This is a genomic window from Rossellomorea marisflavi, from assembly GCF_001274775.1.
In the GTDB taxonomy this organism is placed as follows: domain Bacteria; phylum Bacillota; class Bacilli; order Bacillales; family Bacillaceae_B; genus Rossellomorea; species Rossellomorea marisflavi.
This window is the reverse complement of sequence record NZ_LGUE01000004.1, coordinates 901,573-917,602: the sequence shown is the minus strand read 5'-3', so window position 1 is coordinate 917,602 and position 16,030 is coordinate 901,573. Positions and strand designations below refer to the sequence as shown.

13 protein-coding genes are annotated in these 16,030 nt (G+C 51.9%); all 13 read left to right on the top strand.

From position 1 onward, the window contains the following. The first annotated feature begins 367 nt into the window (after nt 1–367). The gene (gene pdhA, locus AF331_RS14735) at nt 368–1,432 is read left to right on the top strand and encodes a pyruvate dehydrogenase (acetyl-transferring) E1 component subunit alpha (protein ID WP_053428821.1); all 1,065 of its coding nucleotides are present in this window, start codon (nt 368–370) and stop codon (nt 1,430–1,432) included. Next, the gene (locus tag AF331_RS14730) at nt 1,429–2,424 is read left to right on the top strand and encodes an alpha-ketoacid dehydrogenase subunit beta (RefSeq protein ID WP_053428820.1); all 996 of its coding nucleotides are present in this window, start codon (nt 1,429–1,431) and stop codon (nt 2,422–2,424) included. The genes pdhA and AF331_RS14730 overlap by 4 nt, the downstream gene beginning before the upstream one ends. Before the next feature lie 13 nt (nt 2,425–2,437). Beyond that, entirely contained in the window at nt 2,438–3,562 is a 1,125-nt protein-coding gene (locus AF331_RS14725; protein ID WP_053428819.1) for a dihydrolipoamide acetyltransferase family protein, read from the top strand. Then, the gene (locus AF331_RS14720; protein WP_053428818.1) at nt 3,563–4,978 is read left to right on the top strand and encodes a dihydrolipoyl dehydrogenase family protein; all 1,416 of its coding nucleotides are present in this window, start codon (nt 3,563–3,565) and stop codon (nt 4,976–4,978) included. It begins immediately after the preceding gene. Nucleotides 4,979–5,113: 135 nt separating this feature from the next. Further along, on the top strand, nt 5,114–6,202 hold the full coding sequence (gene hppD, locus AF331_RS14715; protein WP_412177720.1) for a 4-hydroxyphenylpyruvate dioxygenase: 1,089 nt from the start codon (nt 5,114–5,116) through the stop codon (nt 6,200–6,202). 237 nt (nt 6,203–6,439) lie between these two features. Further along, the gene (gene hisC / locus AF331_RS14710) at nt 6,440–7,558 is read left to right on the top strand and encodes a histidinol-phosphate transaminase (protein ID WP_053428816.1); all 1,119 of its coding nucleotides are present in this window, start codon (nt 6,440–6,442) and stop codon (nt 7,556–7,558) included. Beyond that, nucleotides 7,542–8,153 carry a flavin reductase family protein gene (locus AF331_RS14705; protein ID WP_053428815.1) on the top strand — a complete coding sequence of 204 codons (612 nt, stop codon included), beginning with the start codon at nt 7,542–7,544 and terminating at the stop codon, nt 8,151–8,153. Before hisC ends, AF331_RS14705 begins: the two co-directional genes overlap by 17 nt. Nucleotides 8,154–8,158: 5 nt before the next feature. Then, on the top strand, nt 8,159–9,136 hold the full coding sequence (locus tag AF331_RS14700; protein WP_053428814.1) for a fumarylacetoacetate hydrolase family protein: 978 nt from the start codon (nt 8,159–8,161) through the stop codon (nt 9,134–9,136). Further along, nucleotides 9,075–10,220, top strand: coding sequence for a homogentisate 1,2-dioxygenase (locus AF331_RS14695; protein ID WP_053428813.1), 1,146 nt, complete (start codon nt 9,075–9,077; stop codon nt 10,218–10,220). Before AF331_RS14700 ends, AF331_RS14695 begins: the two co-directional genes overlap by 62 nt. 624 nt (nt 10,221–10,844) lie before the next feature. Next, nucleotides 10,845–11,744: a branched-chain-amino-acid transaminase gene (gene ilvE / locus AF331_RS14690; protein ID WP_053428812.1), complete on the top strand. Its 900-nt coding sequence runs from the start codon at nt 10,845–10,847 to the stop codon at nt 11,742–11,744. A 15-nt stretch (nt 11,745–11,759) separates the two neighbouring features. Further along, nucleotides 11,760–13,427, top strand: coding sequence for a dihydroxy-acid dehydratase (gene ilvD / locus AF331_RS14685; RefSeq protein ID WP_053428811.1), 1,668 nt, complete (start codon nt 11,760–11,762; stop codon nt 13,425–13,427). 339 nt (nt 13,428–13,766) lie between these two features. After that, nucleotides 13,767–15,488: an acetolactate synthase large subunit gene (gene ilvB / locus AF331_RS14680; RefSeq protein WP_053428810.1), complete on the top strand. Its 1,722-nt coding sequence runs from the start codon at nt 13,767–13,769 to the stop codon at nt 15,486–15,488. Then, complete coding sequence (gene ilvN / locus AF331_RS14675; protein ID WP_048005708.1) at nt 15,485–16,006, top strand: acetolactate synthase small subunit; 522 nt, start codon at nt 15,485–15,487, stop codon at nt 16,004–16,006. Before ilvB ends, ilvN begins: the two co-directional genes overlap by 4 nt. Nucleotides 16,007–16,030: the final 24 nt, after the last annotated feature.

Here is a 16,030-nt window from a genome sequence, read left to right as displayed (position 1 = left end):
GGGCGACAAGCATAAGGCGGGATCGGCAGAAGGGCATGGTCTTCGCCCTTTAGGCGATTACGACTTATGACCTCGAGCCCCAAGGCGCCGTAGCTAGACAGAAAGAAAAGCGTAGGCGGCTCGTTCTGACCCGACAAGCATAAGGTGGGATCGTCAGAAGGGCATGGTCTTGGCCCTTTTGACGATTATGACTTATGACCTCGAGCCCCAAGGCGCCGTAGCTAGACAAAAAGAAAAGCGTAGGCGGCTCGCGGCCCTAAGCAAAAACCAATAGAAAAAAGGAAACCTATCAATCTGACATCCTTGCAATTATCAATACACCCAAAATAATACAATGGGGAAACTTCCCCATGAGAGAGGTGAGGGAATGATCGAACAGTTTCCGATCGTTCAAGTGCTGAATCCGCATGGGGAGTTGAGCCCCGATAGAGAGAAAGAGGTGTCCGAAGGGTTGGCGAGGACGTTCCTGCGCCACCTCATCCGGATCCGGACGTTCGACCGCAAGGCAGTAAGTCTTCAACGGCAAGGACGCATCGGCACCTATGCTCCATTTGAGGGGCAGGAAGCATCCCAAGTGGGGAGCGCTATGGCCCTGCATGAAAAGGACTGGCTTTTTCCCACATACCGGGATCATGGGGCGACCATGACCTTTGGGCACCCGCTGCTTCAAATCCTTCTGTTTTGGAAGGGGCGGAATGAAGGCTGTGTCCCGCCTGACGGAAAGAATATCTTTACCCCTGGCATCCCGATCGCGACCCAGCTTCCACATGCCGTGGGGGCGGCATATGCCGAAAAGAGGAAAGGGACGGAGAATGTCACCATCGCGTATTTCGGTGATGGAGCGACATCCGAAGGGGATTTCCATGAGGGCCTTAACCTGGCGAGCGTATGGGGGGCTCCTGTGGTCTTCTTCAACCAGAACAACCGCTATGCGATTTCGGTGCCTGTCCACAAGCAGATGAAAACGAAGACGATTGCACAAAAGGCCATTGCGTATGACATCCCGAGCGTCAGGATCGACGGGAATGATGTGTTCGCTGTTTATTTTGAAACAAAGAAAGCATTGGAGCGGGCAAGGAGAGGGGAAGGACCGACGCTTATTGAAGCTGTGACGTGGAGGTACGGTGCCCATACGACAGCCGATGATCCCTCGAAATACAGGGATCAGGGAGAGAGCGATGTGAAAAGAAGGGAAGATCCGATAGACAGGCTGCAGCGCTATATGGAGAAAAAAGGCTGGTGCGATGAGGAGTGGCTGGATTCCGTCAAGCTGGAGGTTGCCAAGGAGGTCGATGCGGCTGTTGCGGATCTGGAACAGTATCCTGAGCCGGACCCGTCCCTGATCTTTGATCATGTATTCGAAACACCGACTTGGCCCGTCCTTCAGCAGAAAGAAAGATTGCTTTCACATCTGAAGGGGGGATCAAGATGAGTATCATGACAACAACCAAAACGATGACGATGGTACAGGCGATCACAGACGGCCTTCGGGTCATGTTGAACGAACGGAGTGATACCCTGCTCCTTGGGGAGGATATCGGGACGAACGGCGGGGTGTTCCGCGCAACGGATGGCCTCCAGGCAGAGTTCGGTGAAGATCGGGTGCTGGACACGCCTCTGAGTGAGGCCGGATTCATCGGTGCTGCGATCGGAATGGCGGTAAATGGGTTCCGTCCCGTGGCAGAGGTCCAGTTCCTCGGATTCATCTATCCTGCTTATGAGCAGATCATGACCCACGCAAGCCGCCTGCGCTCGAGAACGCTCGGGCACTATACATGTCCCATGGTCATACGGGCCCCGTACGGAGCTGGTGTCCGGGCGCCTGAGATCCATTCCGATAGTACGGAGGCGCTGTTCACCCATATGCCGGGCATCAAGGTCGTGTGCCCTTCTACTCCCCGTGAGGCAAAGGGGTTGTTGATTGCTGCCATTGAAGACCCGGACCCCGTCTTATTCCTTGAGCCCATGCAGTGCTATCGGTCGACACGTGAGGAAGTACCCGAGGGGAAGTATACGGTTGAAATCGGTAAAGGAAGGACCGTCCTTGAAGGGGACGATGTCACGGTCATTGCATGGGGAGCAATGGTGAAGGTGGCAGAGGAGGCAGCGAAGAAGGCAGGGGAAAAGGGGATTTCATGTGAGGTACTCGATATGAGGACGCTGTCTCCCCTGGACAAGGATCTTATCACCGAATCTGTCCAGAAGACAGGGAGGACCGTCATCGTCCATGAAGCTCACGCCACAGGGGGTGTGGGCAACGATGTCCTTGCCATCATCAATGACTTTTCTTTCCTCTATCAGAAGGCTCCTGTGGAGAGGGTGACTGGATTCGATACGCCCGTCCCCTATTTTGGATATGAAGACTATTATCTGCCGGATACGGGCCGCGTCCTCGAAGCAATTGAGAGAGCGGCGGCATTTTGAAAGGAGGGAGCCGATGGAGGTCAAGCTGCATGATATAGGAGAAGGTATGACCGAGGCGACAATCAACGCCTTCTTAGTGGGGGTCGGTGAACAGGTGCGTGCGGATCAACCGCTGGTGGAAGTTCAGACAGACAAGATGACAGCGGAAATCCCGGCACCGGCCAATGGGATCATCAAAGGGTTCAATGTAAAGGAGGGGGATACGATCCGCGTCGGTGAGACGGTTTTGATCATGGGTGCCGGCATGTCGTCGACAGCGCCCAAACGGACATCCCCGGCCACGGCACAAAAGACCAGGATCATGGCATCCCCCTACACAAGGAAGCTTGCGAGGGAAGCAGGAATCCCCCTTGAAAAGGTGCGGGGATCCGGTCCGGCGGGAAGGATCATGGATGAGGATATCGAGTCTCACCTTCAAGTGGAACCACCCCCTCAGGAAACGCCTGTGCGGACTGAGGCAGACAGCATTCCATTCAGGGGAAGGCGAAAGCAGATTGCTTCAAAGATGGTCCGGTCAGTCAGGACCATTCCTCACTGTACCCACTTTGAAGAGATTGATGTCACGGAACTTCTCGCGTGGAAAAGGGATGTGCCGGACGTTTCAATGGGTGCATTCTTCATCAAGGCGCTGTCTATTTGCCTGAAAGAATTCCCGATTTTCAACGGACGGCTTGATGAAGAACAGGGGTGCGTCCACCTTCAGCATGGCCATCATATCGGAGTAGCCGTCGATACGGAGGAAGGGTTGATTGTACCAGTGATACGTCATGTGGAAGAGAAGAAGCTGAAGGATATCCAGAGGGAACTCAAGGAACTGACAAACAAAGCGCTGGATCACACGCTTACAGCCAAAGAGGCGACAGGGGGGACATTCACGGTGAGCAATGTCGGCCCTCTCGGAGGCTCGATCGGTGCGACACCGATCATCAATGAACCGGAAGTGGCACTTGTATCCTTCCATAAAACGAAAAAGCGGCCAATGATCAATGAGTGCGATGAAATCGTGATCCGATCCATGATGAATGTATCCATGTCTTTCGATCACCGGGTGGCAGATGGAGGGACCGCCGTAAGGTTCACCAATCGACTGCGGGATTTTATTGAAAAACCGGGGATCCTGCTGATGGAGATGATATAGATGGTAGTTGGCGAAATGGTTGAAAAACGTGATCTGATGGTCATCGGTGGAGGTCCTGGGGGCTATCATGCCGCGCTTCGTGCCGCCCAATTGGGGCAGCAGGTCACCTTGATCGAGCAGGGGGAGGTCGGTGGAGCCTGCCTGAATGAAGGCTGCATCCCATCGAAGATCCTGACCCATTTTGCAAGTGAGTTCCGAAAGCAGGGGCATCTTCAGAAAATGGGCATGGTGATGGGGGAAGCATCCATCGATCTTGCCAGGCTTAAGTCGTTCAGAGAAGAAAAGATCAAGGTCCTGCGGGCGGGGGTGGAAGGGCTGCTTCGTTCAAGAGGAGTCGAGGTGATCAAAGGGACCGCTTCGTTTCTATCAGAGAACCGGATCGGGATCGAAAGCGGTCATCAGTTCTCCCTTTTTGATTTCAAGCAGGCCATTGTCGCCATTGGCGGGAAGATGGTGTATCCGTCCGGTATCACTCTGGAATCCCCTTTTGTTCTGACAGAGCGTGAGGCCCTGGCCATGACCGAGATACCGGAGGAATTGATTGTATCCGGCCATGACTATGTGGCCATTGAAATAGCTGCTGTATACGCGGCCCTTGGAAGCACAGTCACCCTCTTGATGGAGGGGAGACTGCCCTTTGATCAGTCCATTGAGCGTGAGATGAAGAGGCTTCTGAAAAAACAGAAGGTTTCTGTCGCCACCGAAGTGACGCTTCTGAGCGCATCGCACGATGGAGGGGTGGAAGTGGATTATGAAAGTCCTGCCGGGACCAAGCAGGTGAATGGGACTCATTTGGTCGTATGTGGGAAGTCGGGGGCAGATCTGTCCCGTGCAGGACTGGACCGGCTGCAGCTTGAGTGCGTGGAAGGTAAAATCAAGGTCGACGGGGAGGGCCGCACGTCCATTCCCGGCGTGTGGGCCATAGGGGATGTGACCCCCGGGCCGGGGCTTGCCATCAAAGCGATCAAGGAAGGAAAGGTGGCAGCGGAAGCCATTTGCGGGAAAACGGGAGAAGTCGACCTGGAGTGGCTTCCTGCCATCGTCCATATGGATCCGCCCGTCGCCTGTGCGGGCTGGACTGAGGAAGAAGCGAAGGAACGTGGATATGACGTTGTGTGCAGTGAGTATCCTTTCAGAGCGAATGGCTTCGCAGCGCTGAAGGAAGAAACGGACGGAATGATCAAAATCGTATCGGAGAAAGGGACTTCTCTGATCCTTGGCATCCATATGATCGGGTCGGGGGCTGTCGAACTGATCTCCGCCGGTGTGCTCGGACTTGAAATGGCAGCAAGGGCAGAGGATTTCACCTTCCCTCTCTATCCGCATCCGAGCACCAATGAAGCCCTGATGGAAGCAGTGGAGGAGCTCACCGGCCAAGCCGTGCATCTTCAGAGGAGGAAGAAGGCAGTGCGGTAAGTCAGTTACTTTACTACAGAAAAGCGTTCATGCTTCACATGCCGCTCTTGAGAAGAGAAGAAAAAGAGAATACGATAATAATCAGAAAAATACAAAATCGGAGGGATCGTTATGGAAAAGATGGATAAGAAGTCGATGAAGACTGAAGAAATTTTCCCGGTAAGGGATGTCGATTATCTCGAATATTTCACAGGGAACGCCAAGCAAGCGGCCCATTTCTTTTGTACAGCGTTTGGATTCAAAACCGTCGCATATTCCGGACTTGAAACAGGTAACCGCGATACCGTCTCTTATGTCCTTCAGCAGAATAAAGTAAGACTTGTTGTGACGGGGAGCCTTCACGAAGGCAGTCGTGTAGCGGAATTCGTCAGGAAGCATGGGGATGGGATCAAGGATATCGCCCTTATGGTGGATGATGTTGAAAAGGCTTTCAATGGTGCGGTTGAGCGAGGGGCCATTGAAATCATGCCGCCTGAAACACTGGAAGATGCAGATGGGAAGCTGAAAAAAGCGGTGATCGGTACATACGGAGACACGATCCATACCTTGATTGAACGGAAGGATTACAACGGGATCTTCATGCCGGGGTATGAAAAAGCCGACTCTTCCAGAACAGAGCGGGATGCGGCCATCATTGCCGTCGACCACGTTGTGGGGAATGTCGAACGCATGGAAGAATGGGTGGAGTACTACGAGAAGGTGATGGGCTTCAAGGAAATGCGCCATTTCTCTGATGAGGATATCACGACAGAATACTCCGCCCTCATGTCCAAAGTGATGCATAACGGAGGCAGGATCAAGTTCCCGATCAACGAGCCGGCTGAAGGCAAGCGCAAATCCCAGATCCAGGAGTACCTCGAGTACTACGGCGGTCCGGGGGTTCAGCATATTGCCGTTCTGACGGAGGACATCGTGAAGACCGTCGGGATCCTGAAGGAGAATGGTGTGGAATTCCTGAGCACTCCGGATTCCTATTACGATATGCTGTCTGAGCGTGTGGGAGAAATCGATGAGGAAATTTCCCAAATCAAAGAACTGAACATTCTGGTCGACCGAGATGACGAAGGATATCTGCTCCAGATCTTTACGAAGCCGATCGTGGATCGTCCGACCCTCTTCATTGAAGTCATCCAGCGAAAAGGGGCAAGGGGATTCGGTGAAGGGAACTTCAAAGCGTTGTTTGAATCAATCGAAAGAGAGCAGGAGCGGCGCGGGAATCTTTAAGTGAAATATATCCGATAGAAACCTTTAAAGAAATAAAAGAGAGATAGACAAAAAAAGAGATACTGACAAAAGGGAATGTAAAAGGGATCGAGAATAATAGGGGATCAACAAACAGAAAACGGGCTGGCCCAAGAGCTTTTCGAAGGGATCCGGACATCTCCTGCATCCGTGCAGGAATCGGTCGGGATCACGTTCTGAAACTCGGGGTCAGCCCTATTATAAAGAGGGGGCAGGCTGATGGTGCTGAAGTTCAAGACGAGGGAAGTCCTTACAAAAATCGATCCTTATGTTCTTGGGAAATCGACTGTCGAATTACAAAGGGAGCATGGTCTCGGGTCCATTTGCAAGCTATCGGAAAATGAAAATATCCACGGCTGCTCCCCGAAGGTCATCAGCTGGTTGAAGGAAGGGAATGGGGAGCTCTTCCTTTACCCGGACGGTGCGGCCACTGAACTTCGTAAAGAGGTGTCTGAATTCCTTGGGGTGCGCCAAGGAGAGCTTGTATTCGGAAATGGGTCGGATGAAGTGATCCGGCTTCTCTCGAGGGCCTATATCAGTGAAGGAGACGAAGCCATCATGGCCGATGTCACCTTCCCACGCTATCATACAAATGTCTTCCTCGAAGGCGGAAATTCGGTAAGGGTGCCCCTGGTGAACGGAGTCCATGACCTGGCCGGAATGAAGAATGCCATCACTGATCGAACCAAACTGATCTTCATCTGCAATCCGAATAATCCCACAGGAACCATCGTCGGGACTGAGGAACTGCTGTCCTTCATTTCCGCCGTACCCTCACACATCCTTATGGTTTTGGACGAAGCGTACGTGGAATACGTGTCAGACAGAAATCACCTCGACACGCTCCCGCTTTTGAAACGCTTCGAAAACCTGGTGATCCTGAGGACTTTTTCAAAGATTTATGGTCTGGCGGGACTCAGGGTCGGATTCGGCGTCATGAATGAGGAGGTGGCCGGACAGCTCCTCAAAGTGAAGGATGTCTTCAATGTGAATGCACTGGCCCAAGGAGCAGCCGTCAAGGCTCTCCACGATCAGGGGTTCATCGGGAAGTGTGCTTCGTTGAATGAAGCGGGCCGTTCCTATCTCGAGGGGGAATTTCACAGGCTTGGGCTCGCGTACTTCCCTTCCCAGGCGAATTTTATCATGGTGGATACGGGGAAGGATGGGAATCTCATTGCCGGTGAATTGGCGAAGAGAGGGTTCCTGGTCAGGTCCGGGGTCCTTCTGGGCTATCCCGAGACCATTCGCGTGACAATCGGAACCGAACAGGATAATCGTGCTTTCATCAAAGCCCTTGAATATGTGCTGGGGAGGAATACAAGTGGATATCAAGCCTGATAAGCTACCATGGCAGGAAGCTTATAAACTGGTCATCGGCTCCATTCTTCCGAGACCGATTGCATTTGTTTCCACCGTGGATGAGGCGGGACATGCAAACCTCGCTCCGTTCAGCTTTTTCACAGCCATCAGCGCCGATCCCATGCTGGTCTGTTTTTCACCGATGCGAAGAGGCACCGACGGCGGAAAGAAGGATACGCTGTTGAATATCGAAGCGACGAAGGAGTTTGTGATTAATATTGTCAGTGGAACGTTTGTAGAACAAATGAATGACTGTGCGAAAGAATATGCACCTGAAGTGGATGAGTTCGAGGCGGCCGGACTGGGGAAGAAGCCATCGGTTACCGTGGCTCCTCCGGCTGTTTCGGAAAGCCGGGTCCAGTTGGAGTGCATCCTGCAGGACGTCCTGCATTTCGGGGATCACCCTGGCGCAGGAAGCCTCGTGATAGGAAAAGTGCAGTGCGTGCGACTGGATGATGAGCTGTATGATGCCGGAAGAATCGATTCATCCATGCTTGAGCCTGTCGGGAGGATGGCCGGCCAGACCTACACGAAGCCCCTTGCCGATACATTCGAATTGATCCGGAAGAGGTGAGAGAGATGAAGTTAGTGAGTTTTATAGTGGGAGATGACGTAAGGGCTGGCCTCGTAAGCGGTGACAGGGTGATTGACATCCATCAGGCTAGCGGTGGCCGCTTACCGAAGGAGATGAGGGGCCTGATCGAACTGGGGGATGAAGGCATAGCGCTCATGCGCGAGCTCTCCGCCCTTACAGGAGAATATGCCCTCTCGGATCTAGCCCTCGTTTCCCCCTTGCCTGATCCAGTGAGCATCCGGGATTTTTATGCGTTTGAGGATCATGTGAGGAATGCACGACAGAGAAGGGGCCTTGCGGTCGTGCCGGAATGGTATGAAATGCCGGTCTTTTATTTCACCAATCATATGAGTGTGACCGGACCGGATGCGCCCATTACGGTTCCGAAGGGGAGTGCATGCCTGGACTACGAGCTTGAAATCTCCTGCGTTATCGGGCGCAAAGGCAAGGACATTCCTGTTGAATGCGCAGAAGATCATATCTACGGCTATATGATCATGAACGACTGGAGTGCGAGGGATCTTCAGCGTGAAGAGATGAAGGTTGGTCTCGGACCTGCAAAAGGGAAAGACTTTGCCACCACCTTCGGCCCTTATCTTGTGACGAGGGACGAACTGGAATCCTATCGTGAAGGGGACCGTCTCGACCTGGAGATGACCGCGACGGTGAACGGGGTCCTTTTATCAAAGGGGAACTACAAGGAGATCCATTACACGTTTTCCGCCATGATTGCCAGGGCATCTGAAAATGTCATGCTCATCCCCGGGGAAGTGATCGGATCGGGGACCGTCGGCACAGGATGCCTCCTCGAGCTTGGTGAGGAAGTCCACCCATGGCTTGTACCCGGTGATGTTGTCGAGCTCGGCATCACCGGTCTCGGAATCTTGAAGAATACAATCAGTGCAAGGGAGGAAAGGGATCATGTATTATCGCCGGATGGGGACGATCCCCCACAAGCGTCATACGATGTTCAAAAAAGATGATGGAAGCCTCTACCGGGAGCAGGTGATGGGGACGAAGGGGTTCTCTGGGACCCAATCGATCCTTTATCATCATCATCTCCCGACTGCAGTCTCTGAAGCATCTTACGGAGGCAGCTACCTGCCTGAATTCGAAGAAGAGGGTACCCTTCGCCACCGCCACTTTTTCACAGATGCAATCGAGAAAAAGGGGGATGCCCTGAACGCCAGGGAATACCTTCTAGGGAATAGTGATCTCCTCATCGGGACTGCATCTGTTAAGGATGCGATGAGTGACTTCTACCGTAACGGTGATGGAGATGAGATGCTGTTCATCCACTACGGAGCAGGAAAAGTGGAGACGATGTTCGGCACGCTTCCTTACGTGAAAGGAGATTATATCGTCATCCCGATCGGCACCATCCACAGGATCATACCCGAGGAAGAGACGAAGATCCTCATAGTCGAATCGTTCAGCCAGATCACGACTCCACGCAGGTATCGGAATGAATATGGCCAGCTTCTCGAGCACAGTCCATTCTGTGAACGTGATATCTCAGGACCGGAAGTGCTTGAAACCCGTGATGAAAAGGGCGAATACCGCGTCCTGACAAAATCCCGCGGATCGATCCATGTCCATGTTCTGGACCACCATCCCCTTGATGTCGTGGGATGGGACGGCTATCTCTATCCGTGGAAGTTCAACATTGAAGACTTTGAGCCGATCACGGGCAGAGTCCATCAGCCGCCGCCCGTGCATCAGACCTTCGAAGGCCATAATTTCGTCGTCTGCTCCTTCGTTCCGAGGCTCTATGATTATCATCCGGAGGCCATACCGGCCCCTTATAACCATAGCAACGTCAACAGTGACGAGCTCCTTTATTACGTAGAGGGGAATTTCATGAGCCGGAAGGGCATCAAGAGGGGGTCGATCACCCTCCATCCAAGCGGGATTCCCCATGGGCCGCATCCGGGAACGACCGAGGCGAGCATCGGGAAAAAAGAAACACTGGAACTCGCCGTCATGATCGATACGTTCCGCCCCCTGAAAATTGTGAAGAAGGCGAAGGATGTCGAAGATGCAGCATATATGTATACATGGGTATAAAAGGAAAGCCGGTTCCGAATAGGAGCCGGCTTTTTATTTTATAGAGATTTTAAACTGACTGAGGGAAAGATGATTCTCCATTTATTTCGTTAATCGTAAATAAATGGGTTGTTCTTGTGCAACATGTCACAAATGGGAGTGTTCCCATTCGGTTTCATCCGGAAATTTAAAAGAGTAGCGTTTCTTCTATTAGAGTATTAAAGTGGCCCGATTCTCATTTGGGGGAATAGGTTGAGAATGGGAAGGGGGAGAGGGGTGTGAAGAATGATGTCTAAGGGTGTCATGAGCCCTGTAAACTCAACGTCTTCGGGAAAAAATTATCAAGGATTTATCAAGAACAAAAAATTATTTTTTTTTAGGTTCTATAAACATGATAAGGACAAAGATGAAAGCGTTACCACATAATCTGACAAATCTAAATTGTCTAATAATTTACCGAAATAGTGTTGACCTTCCTTTAAAACGGGAGTAACATTGTCCTCAATAAAATTTTTAATCGCATCAGAAAAGGTCAGTGGCGGTCTTCGCACCCAATTTCACAAGGGGCCTGGACGTAAATAGATGTGTTAGAAAATTAATATTCCGAATAATCAAATAAATTTAATCGTGAAAGGAATGATGAACATGAGCGAGCAGTGGATTTACTTAGACGGTCAGTACGTAAAAAAGGAAGATGCAAAAGTATCTGTTTATGACCATGGTTTTCTTTATGGAGATGGAGTGTTCGAAGGCATTCGAATGTATGACGGCAATGTCTTCCGTCTCGAAGAACATGTTGATCGCCTTTACGATTCAGCCAAATCCATCATGCTGAACATCGAAGTGTCAAAAGAAGAGATGAGCAATATCATCATCGAAACATTGAAAATGAATAAACTTGAAAATGCCTATATCAGGGTTGTCATCTCCCGCGGAGTAGGGAATCTCGGATTGGATCCCTTCACTTGCAGCCATCCACAGATCATTGTCATCGCAGAACAGCTTGCCTTGTTCCCGAAAGCATTGTATGACACGGGAATCGAAATCGTCACGGTGGCAAGCAGACGGAACCGAGCGGATGTTTTATCGCCGAAGGTCAAGTCGTTGAACTATCTGAACAATATCCTTGTAAAGATCGAAGCGAACCTTGCCGGTGTAAGTGAAGCGCTGATGCTGAACGATCAAGGGTATGTAGCGGAAGGATCCGCCGATAACATCTTCATTGTGAAGAAAGGGAAGATCCTGACTCCACCAGGTTATGTAGGGGCGCTGGAAGGCATCACACGCAACGCCATCATCGAAATCGCCCAGAAATCCGGTTATGAAATGAAAGAAGAAGTCTTTACGCGCCACGATGTATATACGGCGGATGAAGTCTTCCTCACGGGTACTGCAGCAGAAGTCATCGCCGTCGTCAAAGTCGATGGACGTGTGATCGGAGACGGTAAACCGGGTGAATGTACAAATAAATTATTGCAACAGTTCAGGGACACTGTCACGCAGGATGGAAGAAAAGTTTACAAACAAAATGCTCAAGTCGGGTAAGTTGGAGGTGCTGATGTGCGTAGTGACATGATCAAAAAAGGAATTGACCGCGCTCCCCATCGCAGCCTGCTTTATGCGACGGGAGTCAAATTGGAAGACATGGAGAAGCCTTTCATCGGGGTATGCAACTCCTATATCGATATCATACCGGGACATATGCATCTCAATCACTTCGCTGCCGTCGTGAAAGAAGCGATCAGGGAAGCAGGAGGCATCCCGTTCGAGTTCAATACGATCGGCGTGGATGACGGGATTGCAATGGGACATATCGGGATGCGTTATTCCCTTCCGAGCCGGGAGCTCATCGCCGATTCAGCCGAAACGGTCATCAACGCCCACTGGTTTGATGGAGTGTTTTACATTCCTAACTGTGACAAGATCACGCCGGGTATGCTGATGGCATCCGTTCGCACCAACGTTCCTTCCGTCTTCGTATCGGGAGGGCCGATGGAGGCCGGTGTATCAAGCGAAGGAAAACCCCTTTCCCTCGTCTCCGTTTTCGAAGGAGTCGGTGCCCATCAATCGGGGAGGATGACAGCCGAACAGCTTCTGGACATCGAGCAAAATGCGTGTCCGACTTGCGGATCCTGTTCAGGGATGTTCACCGCCAATTCCATGAACTCCCTCATGGAGATGCTCGGGATGGCCCCTCCTGGCAACGGGACGATCGTGGCAACATCGGAGGAACGTCACCAGCTCATCAAGGACGCCGCCAAGCATCTTGTGGAAATGGTGAAGAAGGACATCAAGCCGAGGGATATCATCACGAAAGACACCATCGATGATGCCTTTGCCCTCGATATGGCCATGGGAGGTTCGACCAACACGGTCCTCCATACCCTTGCCATCGCCAATGAGGCGGAAATCGATTACGACATCAACCGCATCAATACCGTAGCGGAAAGGGTGCCGTATCTGTCGAAGATCAGCCCCGCGTCCGATTATTCCATGCAGGACGTCCACAATGCCGGCGGAGTGAGTGCCATCATCAAGGAACTGTGCGAGATGGGGGCGGTCCACAGCGACCGGATCACCGTTACAGGGAAGTCACTCTATGAAAATGTGAAAGATGCTGAAATCGTGAATGATGAAGTCATCAGGAGGAAGGATAACGCCTACAGTCCTGTAGGAGGATTGTCTGTCCTGTTCGGGAACATCGCTCCGAACGGTGGTGTCATCAAGGTGGGGGCAGTCGATCCTTCCATCAAGACATTCATGGGTGAGGCCATCGTCTATGAATCACAGGATGAGGCCCTTGCAGGAATCGAAAGTGGTGAAGTGAAGGAAGGTCACGTAGTGGTCATTCGCTACGAAGGACCGAAAGGCGGCCCGGGAATGCCGGAAATGCTCGCTCCGACAGCGGCCATCGCCGGCAGGGGGCTTGAGAAGAAAGTGTCCCTCATCACGGACGGACGCTTCTCCGGTGCATCCCGTGGCATCTCCATCGGTCACGTTTCACCGGAAGCAGCGGAAGGCGGCCCGATCGGGGTCGTGGAGAATGGGGATCCGATCTTCATCGATCTGACCAACCGCACCATCTCCCTCATGGTTTCAGAAGAAGAGCTCACCTTCAGGCAGCAAGAGTGGGTCCAACCTGCTCCTAAAATACGAAAAGGCTATCTCGCTCGATATGCAAAGCTGGTCACATCGGCAAGCACAGGTGGAATACTGAAAACAGAATAAAGAAAAATCGGTGAAGAGGCAAAAGGATTGGGTTTTGTATTCACAGAGAGCTGGTGGTGCTGCGAACCAGTAATACAACCAATACCGACATCCCCTCTGAGTATCGTTCTGAACAGTGATTAGGAACGATCGAGTAGACTCTACTCGTTACAAAAACGAAGGCTGAAATTCTTCAGCCTGCTGAGGGAGATGAACGTCGTCTCTGAACTAGGGTGGTACCGTGGAAAGGAAGCAAACCTTTTCGCCCCTGCGAAAGATAAACTCTGTCGTAGTGGGTGAAAAGGTTTTTTTGTGTGATAGATTCATAGAAATCATGAAATGAAAGGGAGGAGATAGGCAATGAGAGCCAAAGTAGAGGCGGATCTGGCTTCACAGTCACTGGCAGAAAACATCAACGGTGCTGATATGCTCATGAAGGCGTTAAAGGAGGAAAAAGTTGAGATTCTGTTCGGGTACCCGGGGGGAGCGGTCCTGCCGATATACGATGCTCTTTACAAAGCCCCCATCAAGCATGTGCTGGCCCGCCATGAGCAAGGCGCCATCCATGCGGCTGAAGGGTATGCCAGAGTATCTGGAAGACCTGGTGTTGTCATTGCAACCTCGGGACCCGGGGCGACGAACCTTGTGACGGGAATCGCCGACGCCATGATGGATTCCCTGCCCCTGGTGATCTTCACAGGGCAGGTCGCATCCAACGTCATCGGGACGGATGCCTTCCAAGAAGCGGATGTGGTCGGGATCACCATGCCGATCACCAAACACAATTACCAGGTGAGGGACCTTGCTGATCTTCCCCGCATAGTCAAAGAAGCATTCCACATTGCTTCCACAGGCAGACCTGGTCCGGTTCTGGTCGACATTCCGAAGGACCTTACCGTTCAAATTGCCAGTCCGGCTGAGGAGCAGGAGATGGATCTTCCCGGCTATCATCCGAATCTTCATCCGAACCCTCTGCAAATCAAGAAATTGATAGAAGCCGTGAAGCACTCACAAAGACCTGTGATCCTGGCGGGTGCAGGCATCCTTCACGCAAAGGCCTCCGAGGAGCTGAAGGAATTCGCTGAACATTATGATCTTCCCGTGGTTCATACGCTGCTGGGTCTTGGCGGATTCCCCGCCGATCATGCTTTGTTCCTTGGAATGGCGGGGATGCACGGGTGCTATACAAGCAATATGGCCCTTCATGAATGCGATCTACTCATTAACATCGGTGCCCGATTCGATGACAGGCTGACAGGGAATCTGGCCACCTTCGCCCCGAATGCGAAAGTAGTCCATATCGACGTAGACCCGGCGGAAATCGGCAAGAATGTCGAGACGCATATCCCGATCGTATCTGATGCGAAGCATGCCTTGGTCAAAATCCTTGAGCATGAAGAGAGCAAATGCTACTTCGAGGAGTGGCATAGCCGATTGAAAGCCAATAAACAGGAATATCCATTCTGGTACAACCGGGCTGAGGAAATCATCTCTCCACAGCGGCTCATCGAACAGGTGTATGAATTGACCAACGGTGAAGCCGTCGTCACCACCGATGTAGGCCAGCACCAGATGTGGGCGGCACAATATTACTCTTTCAAAAACCCGAATAACTGGGTCACATCTGGCGGACTCGGCACGATGGGATTCGGATTCCCGGCGGCAATCGGGGCGCAGCTTGCAGACAGGGATAGAAAAGTCGTGGCGTTCGTAGGGGACGGAGGCTTCCAGATGACCCTGCAGGAACTGGTCCTATTAAAAGAGCTCGATCTCCCCGTGAAGGTGGTCATCTTGAACAACGGGACCCTCGGGATGGTGAGGCAGTGGCAGGAAACATTCTACGAAGAACGGTATTCCCAATCGGTCTTCTCCCTGCAGCCTGATTTTGTGAAACTGGCTGAATCCTACGGCATCAAAGGTTATCAGGTGAAGACGCAGGAAGAGGTGGAATCGGTCCTCAGGGAGGCGTTGACGAGTGACGAGCCGGCCCTGATCGACTGTTGGGTCAACCCGAAGGAAAACGTCTATCCGATGGTTGCTCCCGGCAAGGGATTACACGAAATGATAGGAGTGAAACCATGAAGCGGATCGTAACGGCCATCGTCCATAATCGGAGCGGGGTATTGAACAGGGTGACCGGGCTGTTCACCAAAAGACAGTTCAATATCGAGAGCATCTCGGTCGGCTATACAGAAGTGGAAGGAGTCTCCAGGATGACCTTCGTCGTGAACGTGGAAGATGACCGCAAGATCGAGCAGCTCCTGAAACAGCTCCACAAGCAGATCGATGTCCTGAAGGTATCGGACATCACCGACCAGGGAGTGGTGGCGAGGGAACTTGCCCTCATCAAGGTGCTCAGCACAGGTCAAACACGATCTGAAATTAACGGAATTGTCGAACCATTCCGCGCCGCCATCATCGACGTCGCAAGGGACAGCGTGACGGTCCAGGTAACAGGGGAGACGTCGAAGATCGAAGCCATCATCGACCTACTGAGACCATACGGAATCAAAGAGATCGCAAGGACTGGAATCACCGCTTTTGCACGAGGAAACAGCAAAAGCGTCACAGATATGAAGCAGTATACAATCGTCAACTAACCTATTAAAAATCGAGAGGATGAG